The sequence below is a fragment of the Fundidesulfovibrio putealis DSM 16056 genome (assembly GCF_000429325.1).
Lineage (GTDB): Bacteria > Desulfobacterota > Desulfovibrionia > Desulfovibrionales > Desulfovibrionaceae > Fundidesulfovibrio > Fundidesulfovibrio putealis.
The window spans coordinates 281,165-305,868 of record NZ_KE386886.1; the positions used below are offsets into that span (position 1 = coordinate 281,165).

The following is a 24,704-nucleotide window of genomic DNA, read 5'->3' on the forward strand; positions in this document are numbered from 1 at the left end:
ATGGGCCTACCAGCGGCGATCCCCGCCGCGACCGCCACCGCCGCCGGAGCGGGACTTCTCTTCGGCTTCGTTGACCTTCAGATTGCGGCCACCGAAATCCTTGCCGTCCATGCCCTGGATAGCGGCCCTGGCGCCTTCATCGTCCATCTCGACGAAACCGAAGCCGCGAAGACGGCCGGTCTCCCTGTCGGTGATCAGGCTTACGCTGATGACCTCGCCAAAGGTGGCGAACTGGGTACGGATGTCGTCTTCGGTGGAATTGAACGAAAGATTGCCGACATAAAGTTTCTTAGACATGGGCTATTGCTCCCTTTTTTGGCAATGTTTTTTTCGCATCGATTGGAGCTGCACATCAGAAAAGCCCAAGATCCAAAAATTTCATGCTCGTTGAGTGACTCGAACAAGTTAATATATGTGCACGTTCCAAACATTGTAAAGGCAAATTTCAAATATAATTCTTCCCGGAGGACCGTCCACGCCCGGCGTTTCGCTTATGGCGGGGCCTCCCGCCCTTATCAAGAAACATTTCCAGCCCGGCCACCCAGGCTCCACAGGAGCCCGGACGGCTGAAAAGTGCATCTCGCCGCCTGGAGCCAGGAATCGACCCGCACTTCCCGCCACGCACTCCTCTCCCGCCGGACCCGCTCCCGATCAACACGGCTGCTCCGTTCGCACCGCATTTGCCATCGCTTGCCAAGCCGATGTCAGGAAAATGTCAGGGCATCCCTATAGGTCATTCCCAAAAGGCCATGTGACGCCCGTGGCCCGAGTGCGCCCGAAGAGCGCCAGCCTCAGCAGCGCAGCTGTGGTCAACATCTTCGACCCGCTGGAGGGATGTGCGAGGTTCCCCCGGTCATGGAGAACGCCCGATGAGGATCGAGTCCGCAGGACTCACGGACACGGGGTGTGTCCGTGAAAACAACGAGGACGCCTTCCTGGCGGATTCCAGCCTTGGACTGTTTGTCGTGGCCGACGGCATGGGCGGACTGGAGGCCGGGGGAATTGCCAGCAGGATGGCCGTGGATACCGTGGCCGTGAAGCTCCGCGCGGCCTCCGCCGGGATCTGCCCGGACCATCTCCTGACCCGCCCCCTGGCCCAGGCGAAATTCATGGAAGACGAGATGGGGCGGGCCTTCGAGGAAGCCAACGCCTGCATCCGCCGCCTTGCCCTGCAGGGTCCCGGCCCCGTGGGGATGGGCACAACCCTGACCGCCCTGGCGCGCTGCGGGGACCTCTTCGTGCTTGGCAACGTGGGCGGCAGCCGCACCCGGCCCAGTCCATCTCGGCACGCTTGGCGGGGATCATCGCGGCGAGAGCGTATACTCCACGATGACGTACTGCCCCTTTTCGGCGGCTGGTTTCAGAACGGCCGTGAACGTCGCGTAGGTCCCCACCTGAATCCCCTTCTTCTTCCAGGTGTCCGGCCTGGCGTGGCGGTCAAGCTTGGTGCCGCCGCTGACGTAGTAGCTGGTTCCACGCGCCTCGAAACGATCATTGGCAAGCGCGATGAGTTCGTCCACCTGGGAGAACAACTCCACGTCGTTTGAACACGAGGACACTTCATACTCAGCTGAGGCGTGCCTGCTTACTTTCCTGCCAAAATACTTCTCTGTGACATCATCAACCCGTGCAGCTGGGATCAACACCGTCACCCTGTTCTTATTTCGCAGGGATTTTGCCTCATGGCATACGAGGAACAGCTGCGCAAAGTCCTGCAACATGCTGTCTGTCAGGGATTGTTGCTTGAAGCTCTGGGTGTTTGCTTCAGCCAGGGGCGTAAAGAAATCGTCGAGTTGCTTTTTTTCGTCTGCAGAGACGCTCGCACCGAAACATGCAACGGCCAGCACAACAAACACGGTGCATGTTGCCGCCCATAATATGATGCTTCTCATGAGATGCTCCTGCATATAACCTTAGGATCAGTCCCAATCAGAGGTGTATCCGCGTGGATCTCGTCGTGAACCTGCACATGTCCCTGTGTATCAGTTCAAGTCAGAGGGGACTGGCTGGGAATCTGGGCAGAAATCCGTTTTCCATATGCGCTGTATAGACAGGTGTTGCCTCTGCTGGAGATCTTACACATTGCGCAACAGGCCCTTTCCATGCGCTTATTTGCGTGAAACCGTGATCCCGTAGACTGAATCCTCCCCAGCATTTTTCACTTCACGGAAGCGGAATGCCAACCCGCCATGCGTCCAGGACGTCACCTTGCCGGATTTGCGGCCCTGGCCTGCATTCGCGGCAATCCACGACACAAGTTCCTGGGCCACCGGATTCTGCTGCTTCAGGCTGGATTCGATCACGATCTCGATCCATCTGCCCTTGCTGTCGAAATCCACCAGCAACGTGACCGGGCCTTCGCCCTGCACGGCAATGAAATCGTACTGGGTGCGCTCAACCGTGAGCACGGAAGGTTCTTCACCCGCCAGCGCCCCGCTCAGTTGCGCCGCGAGTGTCGCCCTGTCCGATTCGGCGCTGACCGTCAGGGTTTTGCCCCGCAAGACGACGGGGAATGATTCCGGTTCCGCTGCCTGCGCACAGCAGGCACAAAGCAGCGTAAGAACGGCGAGTATACGGACAATGAACATTGGTGGCTCCCCCAGGGACTTGCGGCCTTCGCCCGAATCACTCGATGATGATGGTGTCGATCCGAAGCCGCCCCTTCTCCACGCCAAGCCAGATCTGCGCCTGGTCTCCAACAAACTGGATTATCTTTCTGGGATGAACGAACGGCTCCTGGGCGATGGCGTCCCGCACGGACCTGGTCAGAACCAGATCGTAGTTCCGTACAAATGCCGCCTTGTCCTTGATTTCAAGTCCATCCTTGACCTGGATCTCAATGGGGTATGCGACCATGGCGGCAACGGCGTCCCTGTCATCGGCCTTCACGGCGCTGCGAAGGCTGAAGGCAAAGTCGTCGAGCGGCTTGCAGCTCTTGAGGCCGACACTGGCGCACTCCGCCTTGCTGGGGCCTTGCGCACCTGCCGACAAAGGCAAGGCCGTGACCAGAAACAGAAACAGCGTCATGGCGGCCTTCATGCGTCCGTACATGTGGGGTATCCTTTCAGGCAGGGGGCGGATCGCCCCCCCCCGTTCATCTGGCGTTGAGCGTTCAGTTCGTGATCTGCACATCCAGGGTGTAGCGCGTGTCTTTGCCGCGCATGGCCCCCACGATGATTTTGTAGGTGCCGCCGACAGGCAGGGTTCCCTCCCATTGCGTGGCGTCGTCCTCCTCGCCAGCCTTGGGCAGATAGGCGACTTCCTTGCCGGGCAACTGGATATGAAACAGGACCAGTTTCAGCTTGTTGGACACCTTCACGCGCATGGTCTGTCCGGCCTTGGCCGTTATGGGGTAGATGTCGCGGTCCATGCCCTGGACGTCGCCCTTGAGCGTGGCGCTGTTGGCGCCGGGCGCAAAGGAAATGGGCGGCTTGTCTTCGGCAAAGGCCCCGGTTGCGATGCACAGTCCCAACATGGCCGCCAACGCAAGGGCTGGCACGGAGCGGAAAGAGCGACGATTCCTGTTCATTCTGTACTCCTTACGAGCGAGGCTTTACAGTTACTGAAGATCCTCGCACATGGTCTCGATGAGCGCCACCCGCATGTCCTTGGACTGCGGCTTGCCGTTGAAAGCCAGCCCGCTCAGGTCGAACTTGCCGCGCTTGGGGTCGATGGTGAACTGCAGCAGTGCGTTCACATTTTGGCCGTCGTACTGCATTTTGCCGTGCACGTTGACGATATAGTCTCCCTGGTCGGACCAGCCGGACTCCCAGCGTGGATTTTTGAAATAGTTCTCGATCAGACGCCAGACGTAGAACTTCTTGCACGAGTTGAAGCTCTGGTTGCGCAGCCATTCAATCTCGTCGGAATAGGCAAAGGCTGGCGATGACGCGAAAACAAGAAACAACGCGACCGCAACGGATTTGATGAACATAACGGATCCCTTCATTCGTGTTTGAGTTGAGATTCCAGTTACACGGCAAAGACACACTCATGGAGCAACTCGATGTTTCTAAAGCTCGCGCAGATGCCGGACGTCGTTTGCGCTCGTGCACGATGCCGTGCGCTTTTGAACGCCCTTGGGACGACTTCCAAAACGACAATGGCCTCTCCTGGTGCAATCAACTGCCAGGTTTGTCGTGAGAACACCGCGCTAGAGATTGAATTCCTTGGCGACAGCCATGATCGCCTTCTCCAGCTTGTTTTCCAGGTCGCCCTGAGGCTCGTTGGCGGTGTCGCCGAAGATGGTCCCCACAAAGGCCAGCGGGCACTTGTTGCTGGTTACGGTCAGCACGATGGCATAGGTCACGACCTGCTGGCCGTCCTTGCTGGCGGCGTTGACTGAAACGCCGATGCGCGGAACCCGTTTTTTGTCCAGCATGTAGAAATTGGACCCGCGCAGATATTTTTCGATCCGATGGCCGAAGTTTTCGGCTTCCGCCCCGGTGGCGTCCACTTCAAGGTCAACGGGAATCTTGGTCGCGGCGACAGCCGTGCCGCCCTCGGCAAGCGCAAACAACGAAAACATGGACAACAGCAGGACAAGTGTCCGCACACAAGAAGAGAGCCGTACGCAACGCATTCTTAACTCCTGGTTGATGGCGTGAGAAATGGATGTTCCACACACTGATTCCTTTCAGACGAAGCTGTCGCGGCGCACATTGATTGCGTCACGAACTATGCGGCAGGCAATACAAACGGACCACGTGCCGGCAGGCATGCGTCTATTCGCCTGCAAGAAAATCCGTCAGGGGCTTTCTAAATATGCGGGCGTTTAATCGTCTGTAGGCTTTTCCCCGGATTTTGTGTGGGGGATTTCCCGGACATGCTCCAGGCAGGACGCAAGGCGAGGGGAAGGCGACAGGGCGGGATTCTGGATTCAGGGCTGACGAACGAGGCTCAACGGCGGGTGCTGATGGCGAATTTGCGCAATTCCTTCATGCCGACCAGCCCCAGCTTCTCCATGAGGCGGCTGTAATACGTTTCCACGGTGCGGGTGCTGATGATGAACTCGCGCGCGATGTCCGCCGCAGAGTCCCCCTGGCCGAGCATGCGCAGTATCTGGCGCTCCCTCTCGCTGAGCTCCGCTTCGCGCGCTCCGTTGCCCTTGACGGCGCGCATGGCCAGGCTCTGGGCCGCCCTGGGGCTGATGAAACGCCTTCCGGCCCGGACCTCCAGCACCCCGTGCAGCAGCACCTCCGCCATCTCGCGCTTGGTGATGTAGCCGCCTGCGCCGGAATCGAAGGCCAGGGCGATGGTCTCCGGGTCCTCATACATGGAATAGACGAGCCCCGGGATATTGCGCGCCTTGAACGCATGGAGAAGCTCCAGGCCGCTGTCTTCGCCCAGGCTGAGGTCTATGATCGCGATGTCCGCTCCGGAGCCCTTCATCACGGCAAGAGCCTCGGACCGGCTTCCGGCCTCGGCGCATACCGTGTGCCCGTGCTGGCCCAGCAGCAGAGCCAGACCCTGGCGTACCGCCGGATGGTCGTCCACCAGCATGACGCGGGCTGCGTTGCGTTCGGTCATCCGGCGCTCTCCTGTGTTGATTCGGACTTCTCAGCGGCGGTGCAGGCCACGGTGCAGGTCACGATGGTTCCCCCGTCTCCGGCGTCGTCTATGCGCAGATCCCCGCCGACCACTCCGGCGCGGTGGGCCATGATCTTGAGCCCAAGGCCGCCACGGGGCTTGTTTCCGGGCGCGATGCCGCAGCCGTCGTCGCGGATGGTCAGCCGGACGCCCCGCAGGTCCAGGCACTCCAGGAACACGTCCACGCGGCTTGGCGCGGCGTGCTTGATGGCGTTGGCGATGCCCTCCTGCGCGATGCGGTAGAGCTGGGTCATGTGCTCGTTTTTGCATTGAGCGCACGGCAGATCTTGCCTGAACGTGATGGGAATTCCGCTGGACTCGCTGAAGCGCAGCGCCAGCTCCTCCAGGGACGAGGCCCCGCTCCCGGCCCTGTGCTCAACGGGCCAGAGCCCTCGCGACAAGTCGTAGGCGTGCCCCACCGTGTCATCGATCAGACTGGAGAGCTGGCGCACCTCCCGGGCGATGGTGTCCTCCGAGGGGATGCGATGCTCCAGCACGGAGCAGCGAAGGCGCGCGCCGGTCAACTGCTGGCACAGGCCGTCGTGGAGGTTGTGGCTCAGGCGGCGGCGTTCGTCGTCGCTTATGCTCACCACTTCGTGCTGGAGGCGGGCTCGTTCAGCCACCTCCCGCTCCAGGGCGATGTTCTTGCCTTCCAGTTGCGTGGAGAGTGTTTCCACCGTCGAAAATGCCAGGGAGAACCTTCGTGACAAGGCAAGCGCCTGAAAAAGAAGAAAGAAGAAGAGTCCGACCTGTATTTGGGAGCCTGTCTGGATGTAGCCGGTCTCGTCCAGCATGTCGTTTATGCCTGCCAGCCCCAGGATCACGAACCCTGCCAGCAAAAGGCGGGCGTTGTCCCGTTGGCGCGCGCACGCCAGGATGAGTTTGTAGACGCAGTAACATATCATTATCGACGCCGAAATGTAGTAGACCGGCAAAAGTTCCGTCAGGAGCAGCATCGGGCTAAACACTGTCAGCACAACAAACAGCACTGCCATGAATGAGCAATAGTGCCGTATGTTTTTGGGGAACTCGAAGGGGTAAAGAGAGCGGAAGAATTGATATCCGATTGGTACAGTCAGCATCAGGCAGATGAAGGCTATCTTCTCCAAAACAACGCTTCCGCTAGCGCCCCAGAAAAGTCCGGAGACCCAGTCACTGGAGCTGGAGAAGAGCTGGTTGCCCAGCCACAGCAGGCAGTACAGGCCGAGATGCAACGGGGAACTGCTTTGGGGACGAAAACAGTAAAGGGCAATGTGGTACACGCCCATCACCAGCAAAGCCCCGGCAAAGAACAGGGCCACGCCCCATTTGCGCGCCTGCAAAGCCTGAAGCGCGCTGGCCTGCCCGAAAAGGAGCGGGGAGGTTATGCCGCCATCGCTGTAGGAAAAGTTCGACACGTGCAGCATGATCTCGATGGGGCGACCATCCGAAGGAAATTCAAAGAGCTTTACCGAAAAATCCGGGGTTTCCTCCTCAGGGCGCGTCCCGGCGATTCCGCTCCCACCCAGAAGGCGGCCATTCACATAGAGGCGATAGGCGGAGTTCACCTTGAAAACACGCAGCGCCAGCCGGTGTTCTCCCGGCCAGGGCAGCACGAGCAGGCGATAGGTGGCGAAACCAGTCGCGGCGGCTTCCAGCCCGTTTGCCGCAAGCCCCGACCATGCCGAGGGCAACGTGATCAGGCTTTCCGGCGAGGACGCACCAATCCCGACGGATTCCTGCTGACCGACGAACCGGCTCCAGGCAAATTCCCATTGGCCATCAAGCGCCACCACGGGGTTGCGTTCAAGGTCCGAAGCGCTCAGGTCGAGCACGCCGCCTCTCGCCGTCGGGGGCGCTCCGGTTTTCGCTTCGCATCCCAGGCATAGGAGTGTCAGGCATAAGGCCAGAACGAGACGAAGAGAGGCGATACTGATCGCATGTGCACGGCTTCGGTGCTGCAGGCCTGCGGTGCGAACCATGGAAAACAAATAGTTCCAGAAATTTGCATCGGTCAAGGGCCATTTCCAGCGCGAGCCAGCCCCCAAGAGGAGTTCCCTGAAAGATCGTCGGGCAGGCTGAGGGCGAAGAGGGAGGACAAACCCGTTTGCGGCTTCCGGGCTTACACCGGCCAGAGCCGCGCCAGCGCAATGCCCTCCTGCCCTGCTCCAGTCATACTTCACATCTCGCGCCGCAGAGGCTTGCGGCCTCATCGCGTTTGACGCCCCTGGATAACTCTCCTAAAATACACAAAATGATCAACTTCATGTCACTTCGCCTCTTCGATCAATGGATGCCTGTGTTCCAGGCTGCCTGAACGGGGCTGAACGCATGGGGTGGCGGTTCGTGCCGCAGGAAAGCTGAAGGAGTCTTCATGAACGTGACGACGCAGGAGAGCCACAGCGAACGCATCGAGCGCATCAGGCGCAACTGGCGGGAGATCGAACCCGACCGCAAGTATGCAATCGGTCCGCTCAGGTCCGGAGACGGACAGGGCATAGCCCAGCTCTTCTACTCCGTGTACGGCGACCGCTACCCCGTGGAAGACTACTACATCCCGGAGAGCATCGAGCGGCTCAACGCCGAAGGCGCGCTTCTCACGGTGGTGGCCCGCCTGGAATCCGGAGCCGTGGCCGGCCAGGGGGCCTATTACCAGAGCTCCCCGCCCAACAAGGCCCTCTTCGAGTTCGGGCAGCTGCTCATCGCGCCCGAATACCGCAACTCGCTCATGGTCGCCAAGATCCTCAAGGAAATGGACAGGCTGTCGCGCACCATGACCCAGGCCCAGGGTTTCTTCGGAGAGGCCGTGTGCACGCATCTGGTCACCCAGAAGCTCGTGGACAAGCAGGGGTACGCGGAGTGCGGTCTGGAGGTGTCCCTGATGCCTGCCGGGGCCTACGAGAAGGAAGGGGCCGGTTCCCAACGGGTCAGCTGCCTTCTGGGAGCGCGGGTGGACCGCGACCATCACATGCCGCTTCATCTGCCGGAGTGCTACCGTAAGGAGTTGGAACTCATCCTTCGCGGCTTCTCCCTGGATAGGGAGATCAGCTTCAGCGCCATGGACGCGCCTCTTGCAACTGAGAGTTCGTTCGACTCCCGCACGTTCGATTTCGCCTCGGTGGAGCGGGTGCAGGTGACGACCGTGGGGAGCGATTTCACCGATGTTGTCCGCACCCTCGACCAGGACGCGAAACGCCGCAACATGGCCGTGGTCCAGGTGTTCGTGAACGCGGGCGGGCCAGGCGCGGCCTTCGCGGTGGAGGCCCTGCGCGCGCGGGGGTTCATCCTGGGCGGGCTTGTCCCGCTCTGGTTCGGCCCGGACGGAATCCTTATGCAGAAGATCTACGTGGAGCCGGAATTTGACGCCATCAACCTGTTCTCGGACAGGTCGAAGGCGCTCCTGGCCTTCATCCGTGCGGACTGGGACCGCGCGCGGAGCCTAGCGTGATTTCCACGACACCCCCCGGCGACCCGTTCCAGCACCGAGACGCCTTGTCCAAGGCCGTGGGAGCCGAACGCTTCAGCACGGACTTCAGCCCGCCCGGATGCCTCTGGGCCGGGGCCAGACGCGCGGGCGTGCCCCACGCCAGGATCAAGGCCGTGCACACCGAAGAGGCCCGCGCCGTGGACGGCGTGACGGCGGTGCTCACCGGGGCGGACGTGCCCGGCTCCAACCTGCAGGGCATCGTCCACAAGGACCAGCCCGTGCTGGCCACGGACACGGTGCGCCACGCGGGCGACGCGGTGGCCCTGGCGGTGGCCGAGAGCCGCGAAGCCCTGGCCGAGGCATTGGCGCTCATTCGTGTTGATCTCGAGCCGCTGCCCGGCGTGTTCGACCCGGAGCTGGCCCTGGCCCCGGACGCGCCCCTGGTCCACGCAGGCCGGGAAGGGGGCAACCTGTTGGCCCGTGGGCTTGTTCACAAGGGCGACGCCCGCAAGGCCATGAACTCATGCGACGTGGTGGTGGAGGGCGAGTTCGAGACCCCCATGCAGGAGCATGTCTTCCTGGAACCGCCGAGCGGCGCGGCCAGGATGACCGCCAAAGGCGGCCTGGAGATGGTGGCGTCCACGCAGGCCCCGTTTCGCGACCGCTTCGAGATCGCCCACGCCCTGGACCTGAACCCCATGAGCATCCGGGTGCGTGCCCCCTACCTGGGCGGCGCGTTCGGCGGCAAGGACGGGGCCACGGTGCAGTGCCTGCTGGCCTTGGCTGCGCTGAAAAGCGACGGGCAGTGGGTGAAGATGTGCTGGAGCCGCGAGGAGACCTTCCTGGCCGGGTACAAGCGTCACGCGGCGCGCATGCGGGTGCGGCTCGGGGCCTCCCGCCGGGGCGAATTGCAGGCCCTGGACTGCTCCATGTATTTTGACTCCGGCCCCTACGCCCACCTTGCCGTGGAGATCATGGCGCTCGGCCTTGAGCACGCAGGCGGGCCGTACCGCATCCCGCACACCCGCATGGAAGGTTTCTGCGTCTACACCAACAACCCCGTGGGCGGGGCCTTCCGGGGGTTCGGCGTGGTGCAGGCCAGCTTCGCCATCGAGCGGAGCATGGACGCCCTGGCCGCGCGGCTCGGCCTGGACCCCGCAGAGCTGCGCCTGAAGAACGCCCTGCGCACCGGCGAGCTCAACTGCGCGGGCGTGGCCATGCAGTCCCCCTCGGGCGCGGTGGAATGCCTGGAGGCGATGATGGCCCACCCCGTATGGGCGGACAGGAGTAACTGGAAAGCGAAAGCGCCGCCGTTCAAGCGCCGGGGCGTGGGCATCGCCGCGTCGCTGAACGCCATGGGCTACGGGCGCGGCCTGCCGGACGCGGCTGCGGCAAAGCTTGAGCTCACGCGGGAAGGAAACTTCAAAATATTCAACTCCGTGCCGGACATGGGCCAGGGCAATGCTCCGGCTTTCGTCCAGCTGGCGGCCACGGCCCTGAACCAGGAGGCCTCGCGCTTCGAGGTGGTCCAGCCGGACACACGGCTGTGCCTGCCCGCCGGGTCGTCCTCGGCCAGCCGCACCACGTACACTTTCGGCAACGCGCTGCTCAAAGCCTGCGAGGCCATGCGCGAGAAGCTCAAGGCGCGCGCGGCCCTGGCCCTGCTGGCGGACGAGCCGTCCCGGCTGCGCCTCGCGCCGGGGATGGTCGTGGACGACGCCACGGGGCGCTCGGTCCCTCTGGCCATGCTTGGGGCCATGCTCCAGCGCGACGACCGCATCTGCGTGGACCAGTGCGTGATGCCCGTGGTGGAGAATCCGCCGGATACCGGCAAGGAGTTCCGGCTGGGCTTTCCGCATAGGTTCTTCGCCCACGGGGCCTGCGTCTGCGCGGTGGAGGCCGATGAGCTCACCGGGCAAGTGGCGCTTCTGGAGTGCGTCACTGCCGTGGAGTGTGGCAAGGTGCTGAGCGCCCAGGGCGTAGAGCGCCAGGTGCAGGGCGCAGCGGCCCAGGGCGCAGGGTTTGCGCTCATGGAGAATCTTTCGACCGAGGCCGGGCACATCCTGACGGGCGACCTGTCCACGTATCTGATCCCCACCGCGCTGGACCTGCCCGGCCTGGAGTGGGTGTCCGTGGACGGGGACGAGCCCACCGGCCCGCACGGGCTCAAGGGGATGGGGGAAGTGGGCATCCACGGGCCTGCGCCCGCAGTGGCCCAGGCCCTGGAAGACGCCGTGGGGCTTGCGATCCGCCGCGTCCCAGTGGAACCGGAGGACGTATTGCGGGCGATGAGGGGCGAAAACGCATGAGCACAGACATCACGGTGACGTTCACCTTGAACGAGGCGCGGGTCAGCATCGAAACGAGCCCCGGCAGGCGGGTTCTGGACCTGCTGCGGGGCGACCTGGGCCTGACGGCGGCGAAGGAAGGCTGCGGCTCGGGCGAGTGCGGCGCGTGCTCCATCCTGGTGGACGGCGTCGCCAAGCTCTCCTGCCTGATGCTGGTTGCGCAGCTGGAAGGCCGCGAGGTGGTCACGGCGGAGGGGCTGGGCACGGTGGAGCATCCGCATCCCATCCAGCAGGCGTTCGCACAGCACGGAGCCGTGCAGTGCGGGTACTGCACGCCGGGCATGACCATCGCCTCGGCGGAACTGCTCGCCCGGACTTCCTCCCCGGACCGGGCGCAAGTGCGCGAGGCCATCTCCGGCAACCTGTGCCGCTGCACGGGGTACGTAAAGATCGTGGACGCGGTGATGGCGGCTGCCGGGGCCGCGCGCGGGGAGGACTCGTGAGCGCTGGCGTGTTTTGTCCGAGCAGTCTTGATGAGCTGTGGCCGCTTCTGGAAGACGGGGCCACAGTGATGGCCGGAGGCACGGACCTCCTGGCCCGGCGCCGCGGGAAGGCTCCCGATTTCGTGGCCTGCCTGGAGCGGCTAGGGGGCCTGTACGGCGTCAGCGAGGACGCGGGGCTCATCCGCCTGGGAGCCTGCGAGACCCACACGCGCCTGCTGCAAAGCCCCCTGGTGCGGGAGCGTTTGCCCGCGCTGGCCTCGGCGCTTTCCGTGCTCGGTTCGCCGCTGGTGCGCAACATGGGCACGCTCGGCGGCAACATCGTCACTGCCTCGCCCGCAGGGGACACCCTTGCGCCTCTCTACGCGCTGGATGCGCAGGTGGAGCTTGCCTCAAAACAGGGAAAGCGCCGGATTCCCCTGGCCGGGTTCATCACGGGGCCAGGGCGGGTCGAGCTTCAACCGGGCGAGATCGTGTCAGCGGTGATTGTTTCACCGCCGGACGCTTCGGCGCTCCAGCACTTCGAGAAGGTTGGCCGCCGCAAGGCGCTGGCCATCTCGGTGGTCAGTCTGGCTGCGGTGATACGTATGGAGTCTGGCGGAGTGGTCACGGACGCGCGGCTGGCGCTGGGCAGCGTCGGCCCTACGATAGTCCGCTGTCCGGGGGCTGAAGCGCTGCTGGCCGGACGACGCTTAGAGCGCGAGACTCTGCTGGCCGTCGGGCAGCTCATCCGGGAAGAAATTGCACCCATCGACGACCTGCGGGCATCGGCGGCCTACCGCCGGGACGTGGCCGGGAACCTGCTGCTAAGGCTGGCCCCGTAATCCTGCCCTGTATGGGATTCCAAAGGGCGCAGCCCTTTGGCCGCCGGAGGCTCTCCTGCGTCAGCTTTTAGTGCCTCGTCGAAGATACCTCGACCGCCCTTCTCCTCTTCCATTCCCTGACCGCCAGCGGCGCGACCAGCGCCGCCGCCGCGCAGGCGCACCCGGCGCTCGCGACAAACAGCGACGGGAATCCCCCGGCCCCGGCGAGCAGCGCTCCCCCCGCCAGGGGGCCGAGCGTGTATCCGGCGTCCATCATGAACAGCATCAGGTTCATGTTCATGGGGCGAAGCGCGGGCGGCGACTCAAGGAACATGGCCGCGTTCAGGAGCGGCATGGCGATGCCCAGGCAGAATCCGTAGGCTCCGGCCAGCCAGAAGAAAGACGCCTCGCCGCCTGCGCAGGCGAACAGGGCCATGCAGGCGCATAGCGCCAGGAGCGCCAGCACGGCCAGACCCCGCCTGGGCAGCCTGTCCACGTACGGCCCGGACACGAGGCGCGCCGCGATGGACGCCGCAGTGGACACCGTGAAGAACAATCCCGGCTCGCCGATCCCCAGGGACACCGCGTAGGGCTTTACGAAGAAGAACACCTGCGTGGAGCCCGCGAACACCAAGAGGTTCGCCGCCAGCAGCAGAACGATGGGGTGGCGGCTCAGGTTCTCCCGCAGTTCGCGCAGGGTAGGCCGCCGCGTTTCGGCAGGCGGGAACGCGCTGCGCCCCAGGCGAGCCCCCAGCGGCATGAGCATGGCAAGCGAAGGCAGCGTCAGGAGGGCGGTCCAGGCGTAGGCCTGGGCTTCTCCGCCGACGCGCGAGAGCAGCCACTCGGTCAGCGGAGGCATGAGCGCATAGGGCACCAGCGACGACAGGGAAAACAGGCCGAAGGCCCGCCCGGCAAAGCGCGGAGGCACCACTTTGGAAAGAAGCGTCACCACCGCGCTCACCAGACAGACGAAGGCCAGCCCGTGGAAGATGCGCACTGCAAGAAGTTCGGGGATGGTGGCCGCGAACTGGTAGCTGGGCAGGGCAACGCCGATGGCCGCGAGGGAAAGACGCGCCAGGGTCAGCGCCTGACGGGGGGTGAGCCAGACGCTCAAAAACGGCCGCACCAGAAAGGCGGCCAGCGGCTCGGCCGCGATGATGGTGCCGCGCCAGGCCGGGTCCACGCCGAGCTTTTCCAGGTAGCTGGCCAGACCGTAGAACACGGCGATGTTGCAGAACCCCAGGCCCGCCGCCAGGGTGAGCACCAGGAAATCATACGTGAACAGGCGCTCGGGCCTGTCCGTGTCCGGCGCGCCCGGGCTCACCGCTTGTCCAGGCTGCTGCGCAGGGCCTTGGCGAAGGCTTCCATGGCGGGTTCGCGCGCCAGCGTGACCCTGATCCAGTTGGGGAAACGAAACCCGGTCATGGTGCGGATCATGACGCCCTGCTTCATGAGCAGGCGGTAGAGCAGCGTGTCCGGGATGGGCACGCGGGCCATGATGAAGTTGCCCGCCCCCGAGACGTGCTCGAGACCCAGCGAGTCGAACACGGATTTCAGGTACTCCCCGGCCTGGGCGACCATGCGCCGGGTTGCCGCCGCGTGCGTCCCGTCGTCCTCCAGGGCCGCCTTGGCCGCAAGCTGGCCCAGCGAGTTGACCGAGTAGACAAGATGCGTGCGCCTGACGATGTCCACGGCTTCCAGGCCGCCGCACAGGTAGCCCACCCGGAGGGCGGCCAGCCCGTACATCTTGGAGAAGGTCCGGAAGACCAGCACGTTGGGGTGGCGCTCCATCACCTCCATGCCGTCCGGGAAGTCCGGGTCGTCCACGAACTCCCGGTAGGCCTCGTCCAGCACCACGATGGCCCGCCCGCCGACGGCCCGCAGGAAGCGCTCCAGGGTGTCCCTGCTCCACCACGACCCCGTGGGGTTGTTGGGGTTGCACACGAACACCACCTTGGTCCTGCCGGTCATGGCCGCGAGCATGGCCTGCGGGTCCAGGGCGTAGTCCTTGAGCGGCACGAGGCGGGGCTCGATGCCGGAGAACGCCGCCACCCACTCGTAGACCGCGAAGGTCTTGTCCGCCGTGACGATGTTGTCGCCGGGCTGGCAGAAGGCCTTGATGACTGAGGTGATCACCTCGCAGGAGCCGTTGCCCACCAGGAAGCGATCAGGAGCCTTGCCGAAGGCGTCGCTCAGGGCCTGGCGCAGGAAGAAGCAGTCGCCGCTTGGGTAGACCGCGCCCCGCTCGGGCGGGAACGCGGCCAGCACCTCCTGCGCGGCGGGCGGCGGGCCGAGGGCGTTCTCGTTGTTGTTCAGGCGGTAGAGCCGCTCCACGCCGTACTGGCGCATGAGGACGTCGTCCGGGCGGCTGGGGACGTAGCTCTCGAAGTTCAGGACGTGGGTGGGGACGAGATCAGCGAGCTGGCGCATACTGGAACACCGCCACGTCCGAGCGGCCCGCGAAGGGGAGGACCAGCCTGGGTTTGAATCCGGCGTCCATGACCGGCCCGGCCAGGGAGGCTTCCCAGGCCTGGGACAGGTCCATGTACAGCAGAATGTTCAGAAAGCCCTTGTCCGACAGCACGCGGACATGCCCGGCGAGGTTGGCGGCCATGTCCTCACCGTCCAGCAGGGGGCGCAGCACGGCCAGACCCTTGCCCTTGTCCATGGTGGTGGAGAAGAGCGAGCTCTTGCGCTCACTGGGGCCTGAGGCCCCGAACGGCTGCGCCGCGAGCACGTCCCTGCACATGGCCAGACGGTCGTAGACGCCGCGCAGGAAGCCCTCCAGGGCCGGGTCGGCCCACACGGTCTCGCCCATGTCCTCGCGCAGGTGGCGGTAGAGCACGGGCTGCTCGCTCTGCCCCGCCTCGTCGTAGCGCGTCAGCGTCCCCAAGGTCTCGAAGTATCCGTCCGGAGTATCCTGCGTGGCCCTCTCGCTGAACACGATCTCAATCTTTTCGCGGGCCACTGTCGCCAGGAACGCGTCCGCGAGCATCCGGGCCACCTGGGGAGCGTCCTCCTGCGGGGCGAAAACAAACGGCCCGGAAAAGGAAAGCCCCTTCTCCCCGGACCTGGCCCAGCAGAGAAGCCCCGCGGGATGGGAAGCTTCGTCCAGGGCCAGCACACAGGTGAACTGGCCCGCCCTGACAAGGTCCGCGAACTTGCCGGGGGTCTGGAAGCTGGCCGGACAATGCCAGGCGGGATAGCGGGCCGCTGCCAGCGCGGCGGCGTGCATGAGCCGGTTCGGGTCGTGCTCCAGGCCAGCCCGGTAGGGAGGCTTGAAGGTGACGGTTGAAGGCGGGGCCTTGGCCGCCGGATAGGCCTTGTCCACCTCGGCGTGCAGCGTGAAGGAGGATTCTCCGTCGCGGGTGAGGCGAAAACGGTCCGCCACGCGTCCGGCCAGGATGAGCCCCAGATCATTCGCGGCCTCACCGGCTCCGTCCAGGGAGGTGGTGCAGCTGGCGTTGAGCGCGCCCAGGCAGAGCCCGGAGGCCTGGAACTGGAGGGACGCGCACACCTGATAGGGCTTTCCCGTGAGCACCGTCTGTATCGCGCAGTCCTCGTGGGCCACCTGGGCCAGGTAGGTGAAGAACTCCTCCACCGCCAACTGGAAGCGCATGCTCTCGCGCTTGCCCAGGCCGCGCGACTGCGCAAGCGCCTCGGCCGCCGTGGTCAGGACGCGTGCGAAAGCGACGTCTGGGGGCGTCGTGAGCGAGAGGATGGTGTCCATCAATGATCCTCGTTTCCCTGATTTATGGAATCTGCAATCAAACCGCCGGTGAGTGGAGCAAAATCAGAGCAAAAAAGCAAACAGGCCGATTTCCCGCAGCAAGAAATCGGCCTGGCATATTGAAATCATGGTGCCCGAGGCCGGACTCGAACCGGCACGACCCTTTCGGATAGAGTTGCTTAACTAGCTGGAATAGTGACAATTTATCAACAATCCACCACCAGCAGCCAAATATTGTCAGGTGGTTGCATGTTCATGAATATTCATGAACATGCACGTTTTGTCAGCCCGTGTAGAGCAACTTTGGAGCAATACATTGCCTCACCTTCTGGGCTCCTTTCCGCGCAAGGACAGGTCCCTGCCATTGGCGGGTGATCCGCTCCAGCCCACTTCGTGCCTAAAGCTCTCAGCGGCGTGCGGTGGAAGCCGTTGATGCAGTGATTGACGACAAGGCCGCCCAGGCCAACATTAAGGCGAGGGATGCCAACAGCCACCACATGCCTCCTGTCAGGAGGCATGGCAGGCTGCGAAAGGGGTCCCCTCCTCTGCACCCTTCACGTGTCCTCCACCTTCTAGCGCAGAACCAGAACGGAACATGTGGCATGGCTGACAACCTTGCTAGCCACACTACCGATCAAAAAACGGTCCAGCTCTGTTTTGGCCCTGCTGCCCATGATGATGAGATCAACACCCTTTTTTTCAGCATAGTTCAGGATACTGTCTGCCGGGGATGTTCCGCTTTCCAGTACTTCGGTGGCGTGGATGCCCTTAGCCTGAGCCTTCTCCAAAGCGCTGTACAGGTTCTTTTGGGATTGTTCGCGTACTTTCTCTCCAAGTCCGGAGGCGATCCCGTCCCCAAAGTCGAGGATTTCTTCTGCCACCGTGTAGAAGATGCCTTCTGCCTTGAAAAATTTAATAAGATCCAGTGCACGTTCTACGACGAAATCAGTCTGCGACGAGATGTCAAGAGCAACGAGAATCTTCATGATATGCCTCTCCTCATGGGATAACAGTGTTCCAGACAAAGGACGCGGCAATCTCTCGAGCGTAACATTTCCAGAGCACCAGACAACGCTATCGGGAGCCTTCCATGTTCACCGAACCCACGTGACAAACATGGTCAGCACAGCGATTGCCATCACGGTCGTCGCCAGCCAGCCGAGTATTCTGAGGCGGAGGTTGATGACGAAATGGCCCATCACATCCGTCCTGGCCGCCATGAACATGATCACCACCATTATCGGAACTGCGATGACGCCGTTAATGACCGCGCTCAAGAAGAGCGCCTTGATGGGATCGACTGGCGTGAAGTTGAGGGCCACGCCCAAGAGGGTCGCGACTGCCACGATCATATAGAACCCTCTTGCCTGCCGGAGCTGGCGGCCAAGTCCGATGGGCCACCCGGAGGCCTCTGCAACTGCGTATGCAGCCGATCCCGCGAGAATTGGCACGGCAAGCAGTCCGGAGCCGACGATTCCGGCGGCAAACAGCCAAAACGCATACTTCCCTGCCAAAGGGCGAAGCGCTTCCGCAGCCTGGGCGGAGGTCTGGATATCCGTGACGCCATGCTGGTGCAGGGCCACCGCCGCCGTCAACATGATGAAAAAGGCGACGAGGTTGGAAAAGCCCATGCCAACATAGCTATCAACCTTAATGCGGTGAAGACTGCTGCGGGCCTGCTCAGGCGCGGCCTTCAGCGGTTCTTCGCCCTTGGCCGCCCGCTGTTCCTCAACTTCCTGTGACGCCTGCCAGAAAAAGAGATACGGGCTGATGGTGGTGCCGAACACGGCGACCACTCCGATCGCATACTCTGTTGAGAATGATACCGACGGGATGATCGTCTTATAAAACACCTCGCCCCATGGCACCTTGACCACAAACACAGTGCCTACATAAGCGAAGAGCGCCAGAGTCAACGCTTTGAGAATGGGGGAATAGCGCGGGAAGGGCACGAAAACCTGAAGAACCAGCGACACTACGCCAAAGGCTATCGCGTACAAGTGCGCAGGGCCGCCAATGAGGAGTTTGAGGGCCGCTCCCATGGCGCCGACGTCGGCAGCTATGTTGATCGTGTTTGCCAAGAGGAGCAATCCGACCAAGCCGCGTAGAAGCCAGGGGGAATAATGGTTGCGTATATTGGCGGCGAGGCCGTGACCCGTGACCCGGCCAATGTTGGCGCTCACGACTTGAATGCCAACCATGAGCGGAAACGTGAGGAAGGCCGTCCACAGCATACCGTAGCCGAACGCAGCGCCGACCTGCGAATAGGTGGCGATGCCGCTGGGATCATCGTCGGCTGCCCCTGTTATGAGACCGGGGCCCAGCTTTTCCCAAATCGTTTGGTTCTGCCGGAGATATATTTGAAACTGTTTCATCGCCCTCCCAACTCCATCGCTCAACACTTACCTGTGTGAATCCCGCAACCAACCTCGAAACCCCAAATTAAAGCTCCTCCACGCCAAGCACAGACGTGGAGGAGAAAACGGAAACCCCCAAAGAGAGGAACTCGCTCAATCACGGCTTTGTGCTGTAGTATGTATGAATTCCCTTAGCCCAGTCCGGGCTGGCCATGTCGGGCCAATTGTCTTTGTCGAATCCAGGCGCTTGCTTGAGATGTTCCTTGTCTATGCTGAGCAGAAAGCGTTTGTTCTTCGTGTCAAGGGTCAGCGAACTCCACGGCACCGCGAACAGCTTCTCCCCCATTCCGAGGAAACCGCCGAAGGACAGCACCGCATAATCCACTTTGCCGCTGCTCATATCCAACATGATTTCCTTGATCTCTCCCAGAGCCTCATTATTATGGTTGTAGACATCATTGCCGATCAGAGTGTCTGCACCCATTATTGAGGGGCCAGGACCTTTATGACTCTTGGCCTTGTAAATTCCGTAGGTGTCACGTTCTTCGTAATTCATGTGCATCTCCTTCCACAATGCAGAGATTAGATGCCTTTCTTCACTTCGCTCTTGACATCGCCATAGGCAGCTTGAGCCTTACCCACGTTTTTCTCGATGTTGCCCTTGGCTTCCAGTTTCTTATCGCCGACGACTTTTCCGGCGACTTCCTTGACCTTACCGCTCACTTCTTTGGCGCGACCTTTAACTTGATCCTTGTCCATGACTGTCCCCTGTAAGGTTATATCTGTTTAAAATTCGCAAGAGCGTGGCGCTTGGCTTGCTGCGCCTGCCTGAGCCGAATATGTAAAAGTCTCTGTGTGGTAGGCATCGCCCGGCAGTTAGAGACTCGCTCAAAGAGAGCCTCGACTGATGCGTCTGGCCAAGCCGTCTCCACGCGAACCTGTCGACTACTCGACACCGCCAACTCGTCGCACACTCCGGACGAGGCCGCAGAGGGGTGAATTGTCGGCATTGACGGACGCACACAACTGACCGGGGCACGCCGTTATTTGAGCCGCATGTCATTCTCGACCGACTTCACGCCCTTGACACCACGTGCGATCTCGGCCGCCCTGGTGATGTTAGCCTGAGTGCTGACAAAGCCGCTCAATTGAACCACCCCCTTTTCTGTTACGACTTTAATTTCGAAGGATTTCAAAGTAGGATCTGCCAGAATTGCAGATTTCACCTTAGTTGTAATGACAGTGTCATCGACAAACTCTCCAGCAGACTCTTGCTGTGGCGTAGCAGCCAAGGCTATGGTGCCCGCCAACAATAACGCAAGGATCAATGAAAATACAGCAGCTCGTTGTTTCATACCTGTACCATCCTTGTATATGTTACAGTGTTAAACCATCACCGCACTCCTGCCATGTCATAGTCTCTTTGACACAATGAGAACAATTAGTATTATGAGTATTAATCCAACCCCCCCACTCGGACCATATCCCCAACCCGTGCTGTACGGCCATGTTGGAAAAGAACCGAGCAGTAGCAGTACCAACAGAACTAAGAGCACTATCCGTAGCACATCAGTTCTCCTTGTGGTTAAGTGATGGGAATTATTCTCGCTCGCCGAACTCCACCATGAGCTCGGCTCTACTGGCGTAACGCCTCTCGGGAACGATCTTGATAAGACCAAGCACCGTTTCGTCCGCGCCGTTCTGTTTGGCCTGTCTGAGGATGTCCGCTTCACTGGCCGGGAAGGCAATCCATCGAATATACTTGGACATGTTTGCCGAATGAAGGTTTTGGTCGCCGTTGAGCGAACCGCTGCCGAGCAAATCGTCGGCCTGTGTTTCATTCGTACGGGAGGCTTTTGAAGCAGTAGGCATGATAAATCTCAGATATCGTTATCTTGTTTCTTTAGAGAGCACCTACTGGCCATCCGCGCCGTCTTGTTGCAGCCTATCTCCTTGGTTACAAACCACTTCTAATTCGGTTTGAGATCTCGAGTTCTTTCCCTTGTGAATGTCCACAACTGAAAGAGCACATTTTACAGCATCGCAATCATAGCAGCCTTTTCAACGCGGTCAAACCATTTCTGTCGATACTGGTGCCTATCGATCCATATTTTCTTGAATGATAACATCTTATTAAACATGGACCAATGTGAACTATTTGTAATGTGAAGTTCAGATCAGCACATTTTCAAAATACAACTCAGGAATTATTGCATATAACTGAGCTGCAACCAAGTAACGGCTTTATTCACATTTTCCGTCACCACTCAATCCCGCTTGTTGGTTGACCAGCTTCAAAAATGTGATACGTTCACGGTAAGCTTTGTTCTCCTGCCCATATCCTGCCGGGCATGACCGCACTGCCCATACGATCTCCCCCAAGGAGCCCCCATGAAAACGCAACCAGTCGGCGTACCTTTGCCCCATCAATCGGTCTGGGCGGCGACAGTTGAACGCCCGATGTTTTCTCCACTGGAGGGAAATATCCGAACCGACGTATGCGTCATTGGCGCGGGGATCGCCGGGCTGACAACAGCGTATGAACTCATCCAGGCGGGGAAGAACGTAGTGGTGCTCGATGACGGCCCGCTCGCCGGGGGGATGACCGAGGCGACCACGGCGCACCTCACCTGCGCCATCGATGACCGCTATTGCGCGATCGAACGATGGCACGGCCAGGAGGGGGCGCGGCTTACGGCACAGAGCCACTCGGCGGCCATAGATCGCATTGAGGAGATTGCTAAGAATGAGGCAATCGACTGCGATTTCCAACGGGTGGATGGGTATTTGTTTTGGCCGTCCAGGCTACATGACGACATGTTGCGTGAAGAAATGGAGGCGGCACACAGGGCAGGGTTGACCGATGTGGTGAAGGTCGATCGTGCGCCCTTTGAGTCTTTCGAATCCGGACCCGCACTACGATTTCCCAGGCAGGGGCAGTTTCATCCGCTCAAGTACCTCTTGGGGGTGACCGGGGCGATCATGCGCGACGGGGGAAGAATCTATTGCAACACCCATGCGGATACCATCGAGGGGGGCGACGCCGCCAAAGTAACTACCGGAAACTCCGTAGTGCACTGCGATGCCATCGTGGTGGCCACGAACACGCCCATAAACGACCTGCTGGTGATTCATACCAAACAAGCTGGATACATGACCTACGTCATAGGTGCGAAGATTCCTCCGGGCCATGTTGAGCGGGCGCTGTATTGGGATACGGAGAATCCTTACCATTACGTGCGCGTACAGCCCGTCCAGAAGAATGGTGAAGAATATGAGCTGCTCATAGTAGGTGGGGAAGACCACAAATCCGGCCAGGCAGAGGATACCGGCGAGAGGCATCAGCGCCTGGAGACGTGGGCCCGGGCGCGGTTCAAGGCGATGGGAGAGATTGAATTCACCTGGGCCGGAGAGGTGCGGGAGACAACGGACGGTCTCGCGTTCATCGGGCGCAACCCACTGGATAAAAAGAATGTGTTTATCGTGACCGGTGACTCCGGGATGGGGATGACCCACGGAACGATTGCGGGGATGCTCCTGAAGGACATGATTCTTGGAAAGGAAAACCCGTGGGAGAAATTGTACGACCCCTCTCGGATAACCCTGAGCGCGTCGGGAAACTATGCCAGAGAAACGCTGAACATGATGGCGCAGTATCGGGATTGGTTTACGGCGGGTGATGTGGAATCGGTGGATGCGATTGAAAAGGGAACCGGCGCAATCCTGCGGCGCGGAATGAAAAAAATTGCTGCATTTCGCGATGAAACCGGAACAATACACGAGATGTCGGCTGTTTGTCCCCATCTGGGGGGAATCGTGCGCTGGAACCCAACCGAAAAGACCTGGGACTGTCCATGCCATGGGTCACGATTCAAAGAAACAGGGGCGGTGATGATGGGACCGGCGAATACCAACCTGGCCCCGATTAAGGACGACTGACCCTTGCCGGCCGGTGCATGCCGGAAACCGGTCTTTCCTAATAACCCAGAAAGTAAAACAGCATGTATTACTCTGAATTTATGATTACACACAGGAAGTATTTCATTGGCATGGCACTGTGTATACTTTTTTAAACCACTCTGAAGGAGAAAACGAAATGTCAGCTAAACAAGTTTTCACAACTGAGCAGGCCCGTAAAATCGGTGATCAGCTGGGTGTTGATTGGAGTCGCTTCGACACGGAACAATTCCGCATGGGTTTGAATGTTGAACTGGAGCATGGCCTGATTGAACCGTCAACGGACGTGACAGGCAACGACCCCATACTCACCGGCAAAATAGCACTCGCCCATCTCAACGAGTTTGCCGATTACTACACCCGTTTAAAAAAAATGGAACAGGAAGCCAAACATGGGAAAAGCCAGAGCTGATTCAAACATGGTTACATCAGCTGGCAGAATTCCATCAGGGTTTCGTCAGCGGTGGCTGCTCATTGGCGGTTTGAGCCGGACCCGGCTTTCTTGGACACCGAATTGGGCCTGTAGAGGAACATTGTGCACCATGTTATTACGCATTCTACTTTCTTCACTTTCTCTGGTTGTCCTCGTTGACCTGCCGGGTTTCTTCGGACCACCTCAGCCATTGCTTTTGGCGCGAAAGACCCGGACCCGATGCATTTGACTGTCGAGCCTCTCTCCGACATCCACGTCGATGGGACGGAAGTTGCGATTCCGAAAGCGCCGTTCCGGCTAATTTTCAAACCGACAATGGCGGCAAGCGCCCAGAGGATCTCGTGAATTTCCAACGATTCTGACATGTTGAATATTCTATTCTGGCTTTTGTCCTCCAACCATAGAAATCTTAAGATGGCTCCAGGACGCCCCTTTGGTGCTATCCCCGCTTCATCCCAGCCAGTCGATCCGCCAACCGCGCCGTTCTCAGGTGCGTGTAGCGCGCCAGCATTTGCAGCGTCTTGTGTCCTGTCACAGCCTTGATCTCCATGACATCCAGGTTCGTAAGCTCGAAGAACCTGCTGGTAGCCTCATGGCGAAGGTCATGGAAACGAAGGTCATCAAGCTTTGCCTTCTTGCGCGCAAGCTTCATGGCGGTCGTGATCTGATCTTCCGAGAAGTTAAACACCGATTTCTGATCAATACTGCGCGGCAACTCACGCAGAACGGCTAACGCCCTCGGGCTGAGCGGAACCGTGCGGGTTTCGCTATTCTTCGTTTCCGACAAAACCACATTCCGGTTCCCCAGGTTGACGCATTTCCAGCGTAGGTCTGCGATCTCCTTCCGGCGCATGGCGGTTTCCAGTGCGAACAGAATGACCGGCTTGAACCGTGGTGATGCGACAGCCAGCAGCCGTTCTTCCTCACCGTCTTCAAGGCGTCGGTCGCGGCCCTTGGCTGGCCTGGGCTTCGCTGCCAGGGCCACGGGGTTTTGCAGGCTTTCCATGCCCCAATCCGAGCGGGCGTAGTTGAAGAGTTTGGAGAGCAGAGCAAAATCCAGGCGGATGGTGTTGCCGCTCGCGCCCTCGGCTTCCCGCTCCCGCCGCAGGTCGGCAATGTCCTTGGCGCGGATGGTGGCCATGATCCGGTGGGCGAGGGTCCTCTTCTGAAGGAACCTGGCCCGGTCGGTCTCACGCTTGGGGTGCTTCAGGCGCGGAATATACTCCTTGATGTAGCGATCGAGGCACTCGCTCAGCGTGTATTGCTCGGCTTCCTTCGCTGACACGAAGAGGCTCTTGTTCATGTTCGTCTCGACATCCTTGGCCCAGGCTTCCGCCTCCACCCTGGTGTTGAAGGTCTTGCAGGTGGTGGGGTAGCCCCTTTTGCGGATTCTGGCCTCCCACTGATAGAGGCAGCGCTTCTGGGATGTCGTCATATCGCGCTCCATTATTGCTCCACTCTTCTCGGAAGCAGGTGGGGCAACATTGGAACCAAAAGTCAAATAGGCCAATTTCTCATTGCAAGAAATTGGCCTAACATGTTGAATTCATGGTGCCCGAGGCCGGACTCGAACCGGCACGACCCTTTCGGATCAAGGGATTTTAAGTTGCTGAAATCGTTCAATCTTATCCATGGCTTACC

The 24,704-nt window shown here is 60.7% G+C and carries 26 protein-coding genes and 1 pseudogene; 7 read left to right on the forward strand and 20 right to left on the reverse strand.

Features of this window, described 5'->3' with window-relative positions; translation table 11 throughout:
* Positions 1–6 precede the first annotated feature (6 nt).
* Positions 7–297, reverse strand: coding sequence for an RNA recognition motif domain-containing protein (locus tag G453_RS0121385; RefSeq protein WP_027192684.1), 291 nt, complete (start codon positions 295–297; stop codon positions 7–9).
* 572 nt (positions 298–869) lie between these two features.
* Between G453_RS0121385 and G453_RS29220 the strand changes: the two are divergent.
* Positions 870–1,250 (forward strand): annotated as a pseudogene (locus G453_RS29220) (PP2C family protein-serine/threonine phosphatase); the annotation flags it as partial.
* Between the two features lie 51 nt (positions 1,251–1,301).
* Here G453_RS29220 and G453_RS28965 read toward each other — a convergent pair.
* From G453_RS28965 to G453_RS25770, 8 genes are all read right to left on the reverse strand, one after another.
* On the reverse strand, positions 1,302–1,892 hold the full coding sequence (locus G453_RS28965) for a hypothetical protein (protein WP_027192685.1): 591 nt from the start codon (positions 1,890–1,892) through the stop codon (positions 1,302–1,304).
* A gap of 216 nt (positions 1,893–2,108) precedes the next feature.
* Complete coding sequence (locus G453_RS25760; RefSeq protein ID WP_043647036.1) at positions 2,109–2,588, reverse strand: hypothetical protein; 480 nt, start codon at positions 2,586–2,588, stop codon at positions 2,109–2,111.
* Between the two features lie 37 nt (positions 2,589–2,625).
* Positions 2,626–3,051 (reverse strand): hypothetical protein, encoded by a 426-nt coding sequence (locus G453_RS0121400; RefSeq protein ID WP_027192686.1) that lies wholly within the window; start codon positions 3,049–3,051, stop codon positions 2,626–2,628.
* A gap of 61 nt (positions 3,052–3,112) precedes the next feature.
* The gene (locus G453_RS25765) at positions 3,113–3,529 is read right to left on the reverse strand and encodes a hypothetical protein (protein ID WP_043647039.1); all 417 of its coding nucleotides are present in this window, start codon (positions 3,527–3,529) and stop codon (positions 3,113–3,115) included.
* A 30-nt stretch (positions 3,530–3,559) separates the two neighbouring features.
* Complete coding sequence (locus G453_RS0121410; protein ID WP_027192687.1) at positions 3,560–3,934, reverse strand: hypothetical protein; 375 nt, start codon at positions 3,932–3,934, stop codon at positions 3,560–3,562.
* Between the two features lie 219 nt (positions 3,935–4,153).
* On the reverse strand, positions 4,154–4,528 hold the full coding sequence (locus G453_RS0121415) for a hypothetical protein (RefSeq protein ID WP_156921056.1): 375 nt from the start codon (positions 4,526–4,528) through the stop codon (positions 4,154–4,156).
* Between the two features lie 371 nt (positions 4,529–4,899).
* Complete coding sequence (locus G453_RS0121420) at positions 4,900–5,529, reverse strand: response regulator transcription factor (RefSeq protein WP_027192689.1); 630 nt, start codon at positions 5,527–5,529, stop codon at positions 4,900–4,902.
* A complete protein-coding gene (locus tag G453_RS25770; RefSeq protein WP_051272745.1) occupies positions 5,526–7,403 on the reverse strand; it encodes a sensor histidine kinase in 1,878 nt (625 codons plus the stop codon). The genes G453_RS0121420 and G453_RS25770 overlap by 4 nt, the downstream gene beginning before the upstream one ends.
* A 539-nt stretch (positions 7,404–7,942) precedes the next feature.
* Here G453_RS25770 and G453_RS25775 point away from each other — a divergent pair.
* The 4 genes from G453_RS25775 to G453_RS0121445 are packed head-to-tail and all read left to right on the forward strand — an operon-like array spanning position 7,943 to position 12,607.
* Positions 7,943–9,016 carry a hypothetical protein gene (locus G453_RS25775; RefSeq protein ID WP_051272748.1) on the forward strand — a complete coding sequence of 358 codons (1,074 nt, stop codon included), beginning with the start codon at positions 7,943–7,945 and terminating at the stop codon, positions 9,014–9,016.
* Positions 9,013–11,304 (forward strand): xanthine dehydrogenase family protein molybdopterin-binding subunit, encoded by a 2,292-nt coding sequence (locus G453_RS0121435; protein WP_027192690.1) that lies wholly within the window; start codon positions 9,013–9,015, stop codon positions 11,302–11,304. Before G453_RS25775 ends, G453_RS0121435 begins: the two co-directional genes overlap by 4 nt.
* Positions 11,301–11,786: a (2Fe-2S)-binding protein gene (locus G453_RS0121440; protein ID WP_027192691.1), complete on the forward strand. Its 486-nt coding sequence runs from the start codon at positions 11,301–11,303 to the stop codon at positions 11,784–11,786. Before G453_RS0121435 ends, G453_RS0121440 begins: the two co-directional genes overlap by 4 nt.
* Positions 11,783–12,607 carry an FAD binding domain-containing protein gene (locus tag G453_RS0121445; RefSeq protein ID WP_027192692.1) on the forward strand — a complete coding sequence of 275 codons (825 nt, stop codon included), beginning with the start codon at positions 11,783–11,785 and terminating at the stop codon, positions 12,605–12,607. Before G453_RS0121440 ends, G453_RS0121445 begins: the two co-directional genes overlap by 4 nt.
* Positions 12,608–12,674: 67 nt before the next feature.
* On the opposite strand, the gene G453_RS0121450 is transcribed toward G453_RS0121445, so the two are convergent.
* The 10 genes from G453_RS0121450 to G453_RS25780 all read right to left on the reverse strand — a co-directional run bounded on the left by G453_RS0121450 (position 12,675) and on the right by G453_RS25780 (position 20,545).
* Positions 12,675–13,910: an MFS transporter gene (locus tag G453_RS0121450; RefSeq protein WP_027192693.1), complete on the reverse strand. Its 1,236-nt coding sequence runs from the start codon at positions 13,908–13,910 to the stop codon at positions 12,675–12,677.
* On the reverse strand, positions 13,907–15,016 hold the full coding sequence (locus G453_RS0121455) for a pyridoxal phosphate-dependent aminotransferase (protein WP_027192694.1): 1,110 nt from the start codon (positions 15,014–15,016) through the stop codon (positions 13,907–13,909). Before G453_RS0121455 ends, G453_RS0121450 begins: the two co-directional genes overlap by 4 nt.
* The gene (locus tag G453_RS0121460) at positions 15,000–16,316 is read right to left on the reverse strand and encodes an ATP-binding protein (protein ID WP_043647045.1); all 1,317 of its coding nucleotides are present in this window, start codon (positions 16,314–16,316) and stop codon (positions 15,000–15,002) included. Before G453_RS0121460 ends, G453_RS0121455 begins: the two co-directional genes overlap by 17 nt.
* Positions 16,317–16,888: 572 nt before the next feature.
* Positions 16,889–17,302: a universal stress protein gene (locus G453_RS0121465; RefSeq protein WP_027192696.1), complete on the reverse strand. Its 414-nt coding sequence runs from the start codon at positions 17,300–17,302 to the stop codon at positions 16,889–16,891.
* 108 nt (positions 17,303–17,410) lie between these two features.
* On the reverse strand, positions 17,411–18,691 hold the full coding sequence (locus tag G453_RS0121470; protein WP_043647048.1) for an NRAMP family divalent metal transporter: 1,281 nt from the start codon (positions 18,689–18,691) through the stop codon (positions 17,411–17,413).
* 139 nt (positions 18,692–18,830) lie between these two features.
* Entirely contained in the window at positions 18,831–19,229 is a 399-nt protein-coding gene (locus G453_RS0121475; protein ID WP_027192698.1) for a PRC-barrel domain-containing protein, read from the reverse strand.
* Between the two features lie 26 nt (positions 19,230–19,255).
* Positions 19,256–19,432: a CsbD family protein gene (locus tag G453_RS0121480; RefSeq protein ID WP_027192699.1), complete on the reverse strand. Its 177-nt coding sequence runs from the start codon at positions 19,430–19,432 to the stop codon at positions 19,256–19,258.
* Between the two features lie 284 nt (positions 19,433–19,716).
* A complete protein-coding gene (locus tag G453_RS0121485) occupies positions 19,717–20,028 on the reverse strand; it encodes a BON domain-containing protein (RefSeq protein ID WP_027192700.1) in 312 nt (103 codons plus the stop codon).
* Positions 20,029–20,085: 57 nt separating this feature from the next.
* Entirely contained in the window at positions 20,086–20,241 is a 156-nt protein-coding gene (locus G453_RS27530; RefSeq protein WP_084502664.1) for a DUF3309 family protein, read from the reverse strand.
* Between the two features lie 31 nt (positions 20,242–20,272).
* Positions 20,273–20,545, reverse strand: coding sequence for a DUF2795 domain-containing protein (locus tag G453_RS25780; RefSeq protein WP_043647051.1), 273 nt, complete (start codon positions 20,543–20,545; stop codon positions 20,273–20,275).
* A 519-nt stretch (positions 20,546–21,064) separates the two neighbouring features.
* Between G453_RS25780 and G453_RS0121495 the strand changes: the two genes are divergently transcribed.
* Positions 21,065–22,612, forward strand: a complete 1,548-nt coding sequence (locus G453_RS0121495; protein ID WP_051272750.1) for an FAD-dependent oxidoreductase — start codon at positions 21,065–21,067, stop codon at positions 22,610–22,612.
* Positions 22,613–22,769: 157 nt separating this feature from the next.
* Entirely contained in the window at positions 22,770–23,042 is a 273-nt protein-coding gene (locus G453_RS0121500; RefSeq protein ID WP_027192702.1) for a DUF5661 family protein, read from the forward strand.
* A 460-nt stretch (positions 23,043–23,502) separates the two neighbouring features.
* On the opposite strand, the gene G453_RS0121505 is transcribed toward G453_RS0121500, so the two are convergent.
* On the reverse strand, positions 23,503–24,498 hold the full coding sequence (locus G453_RS0121505) for a site-specific integrase (RefSeq protein WP_027192703.1): 996 nt from the start codon (positions 24,496–24,498) through the stop codon (positions 23,503–23,505).
* Between the last annotated feature and the right edge of the window lie 206 nt (positions 24,499–24,704).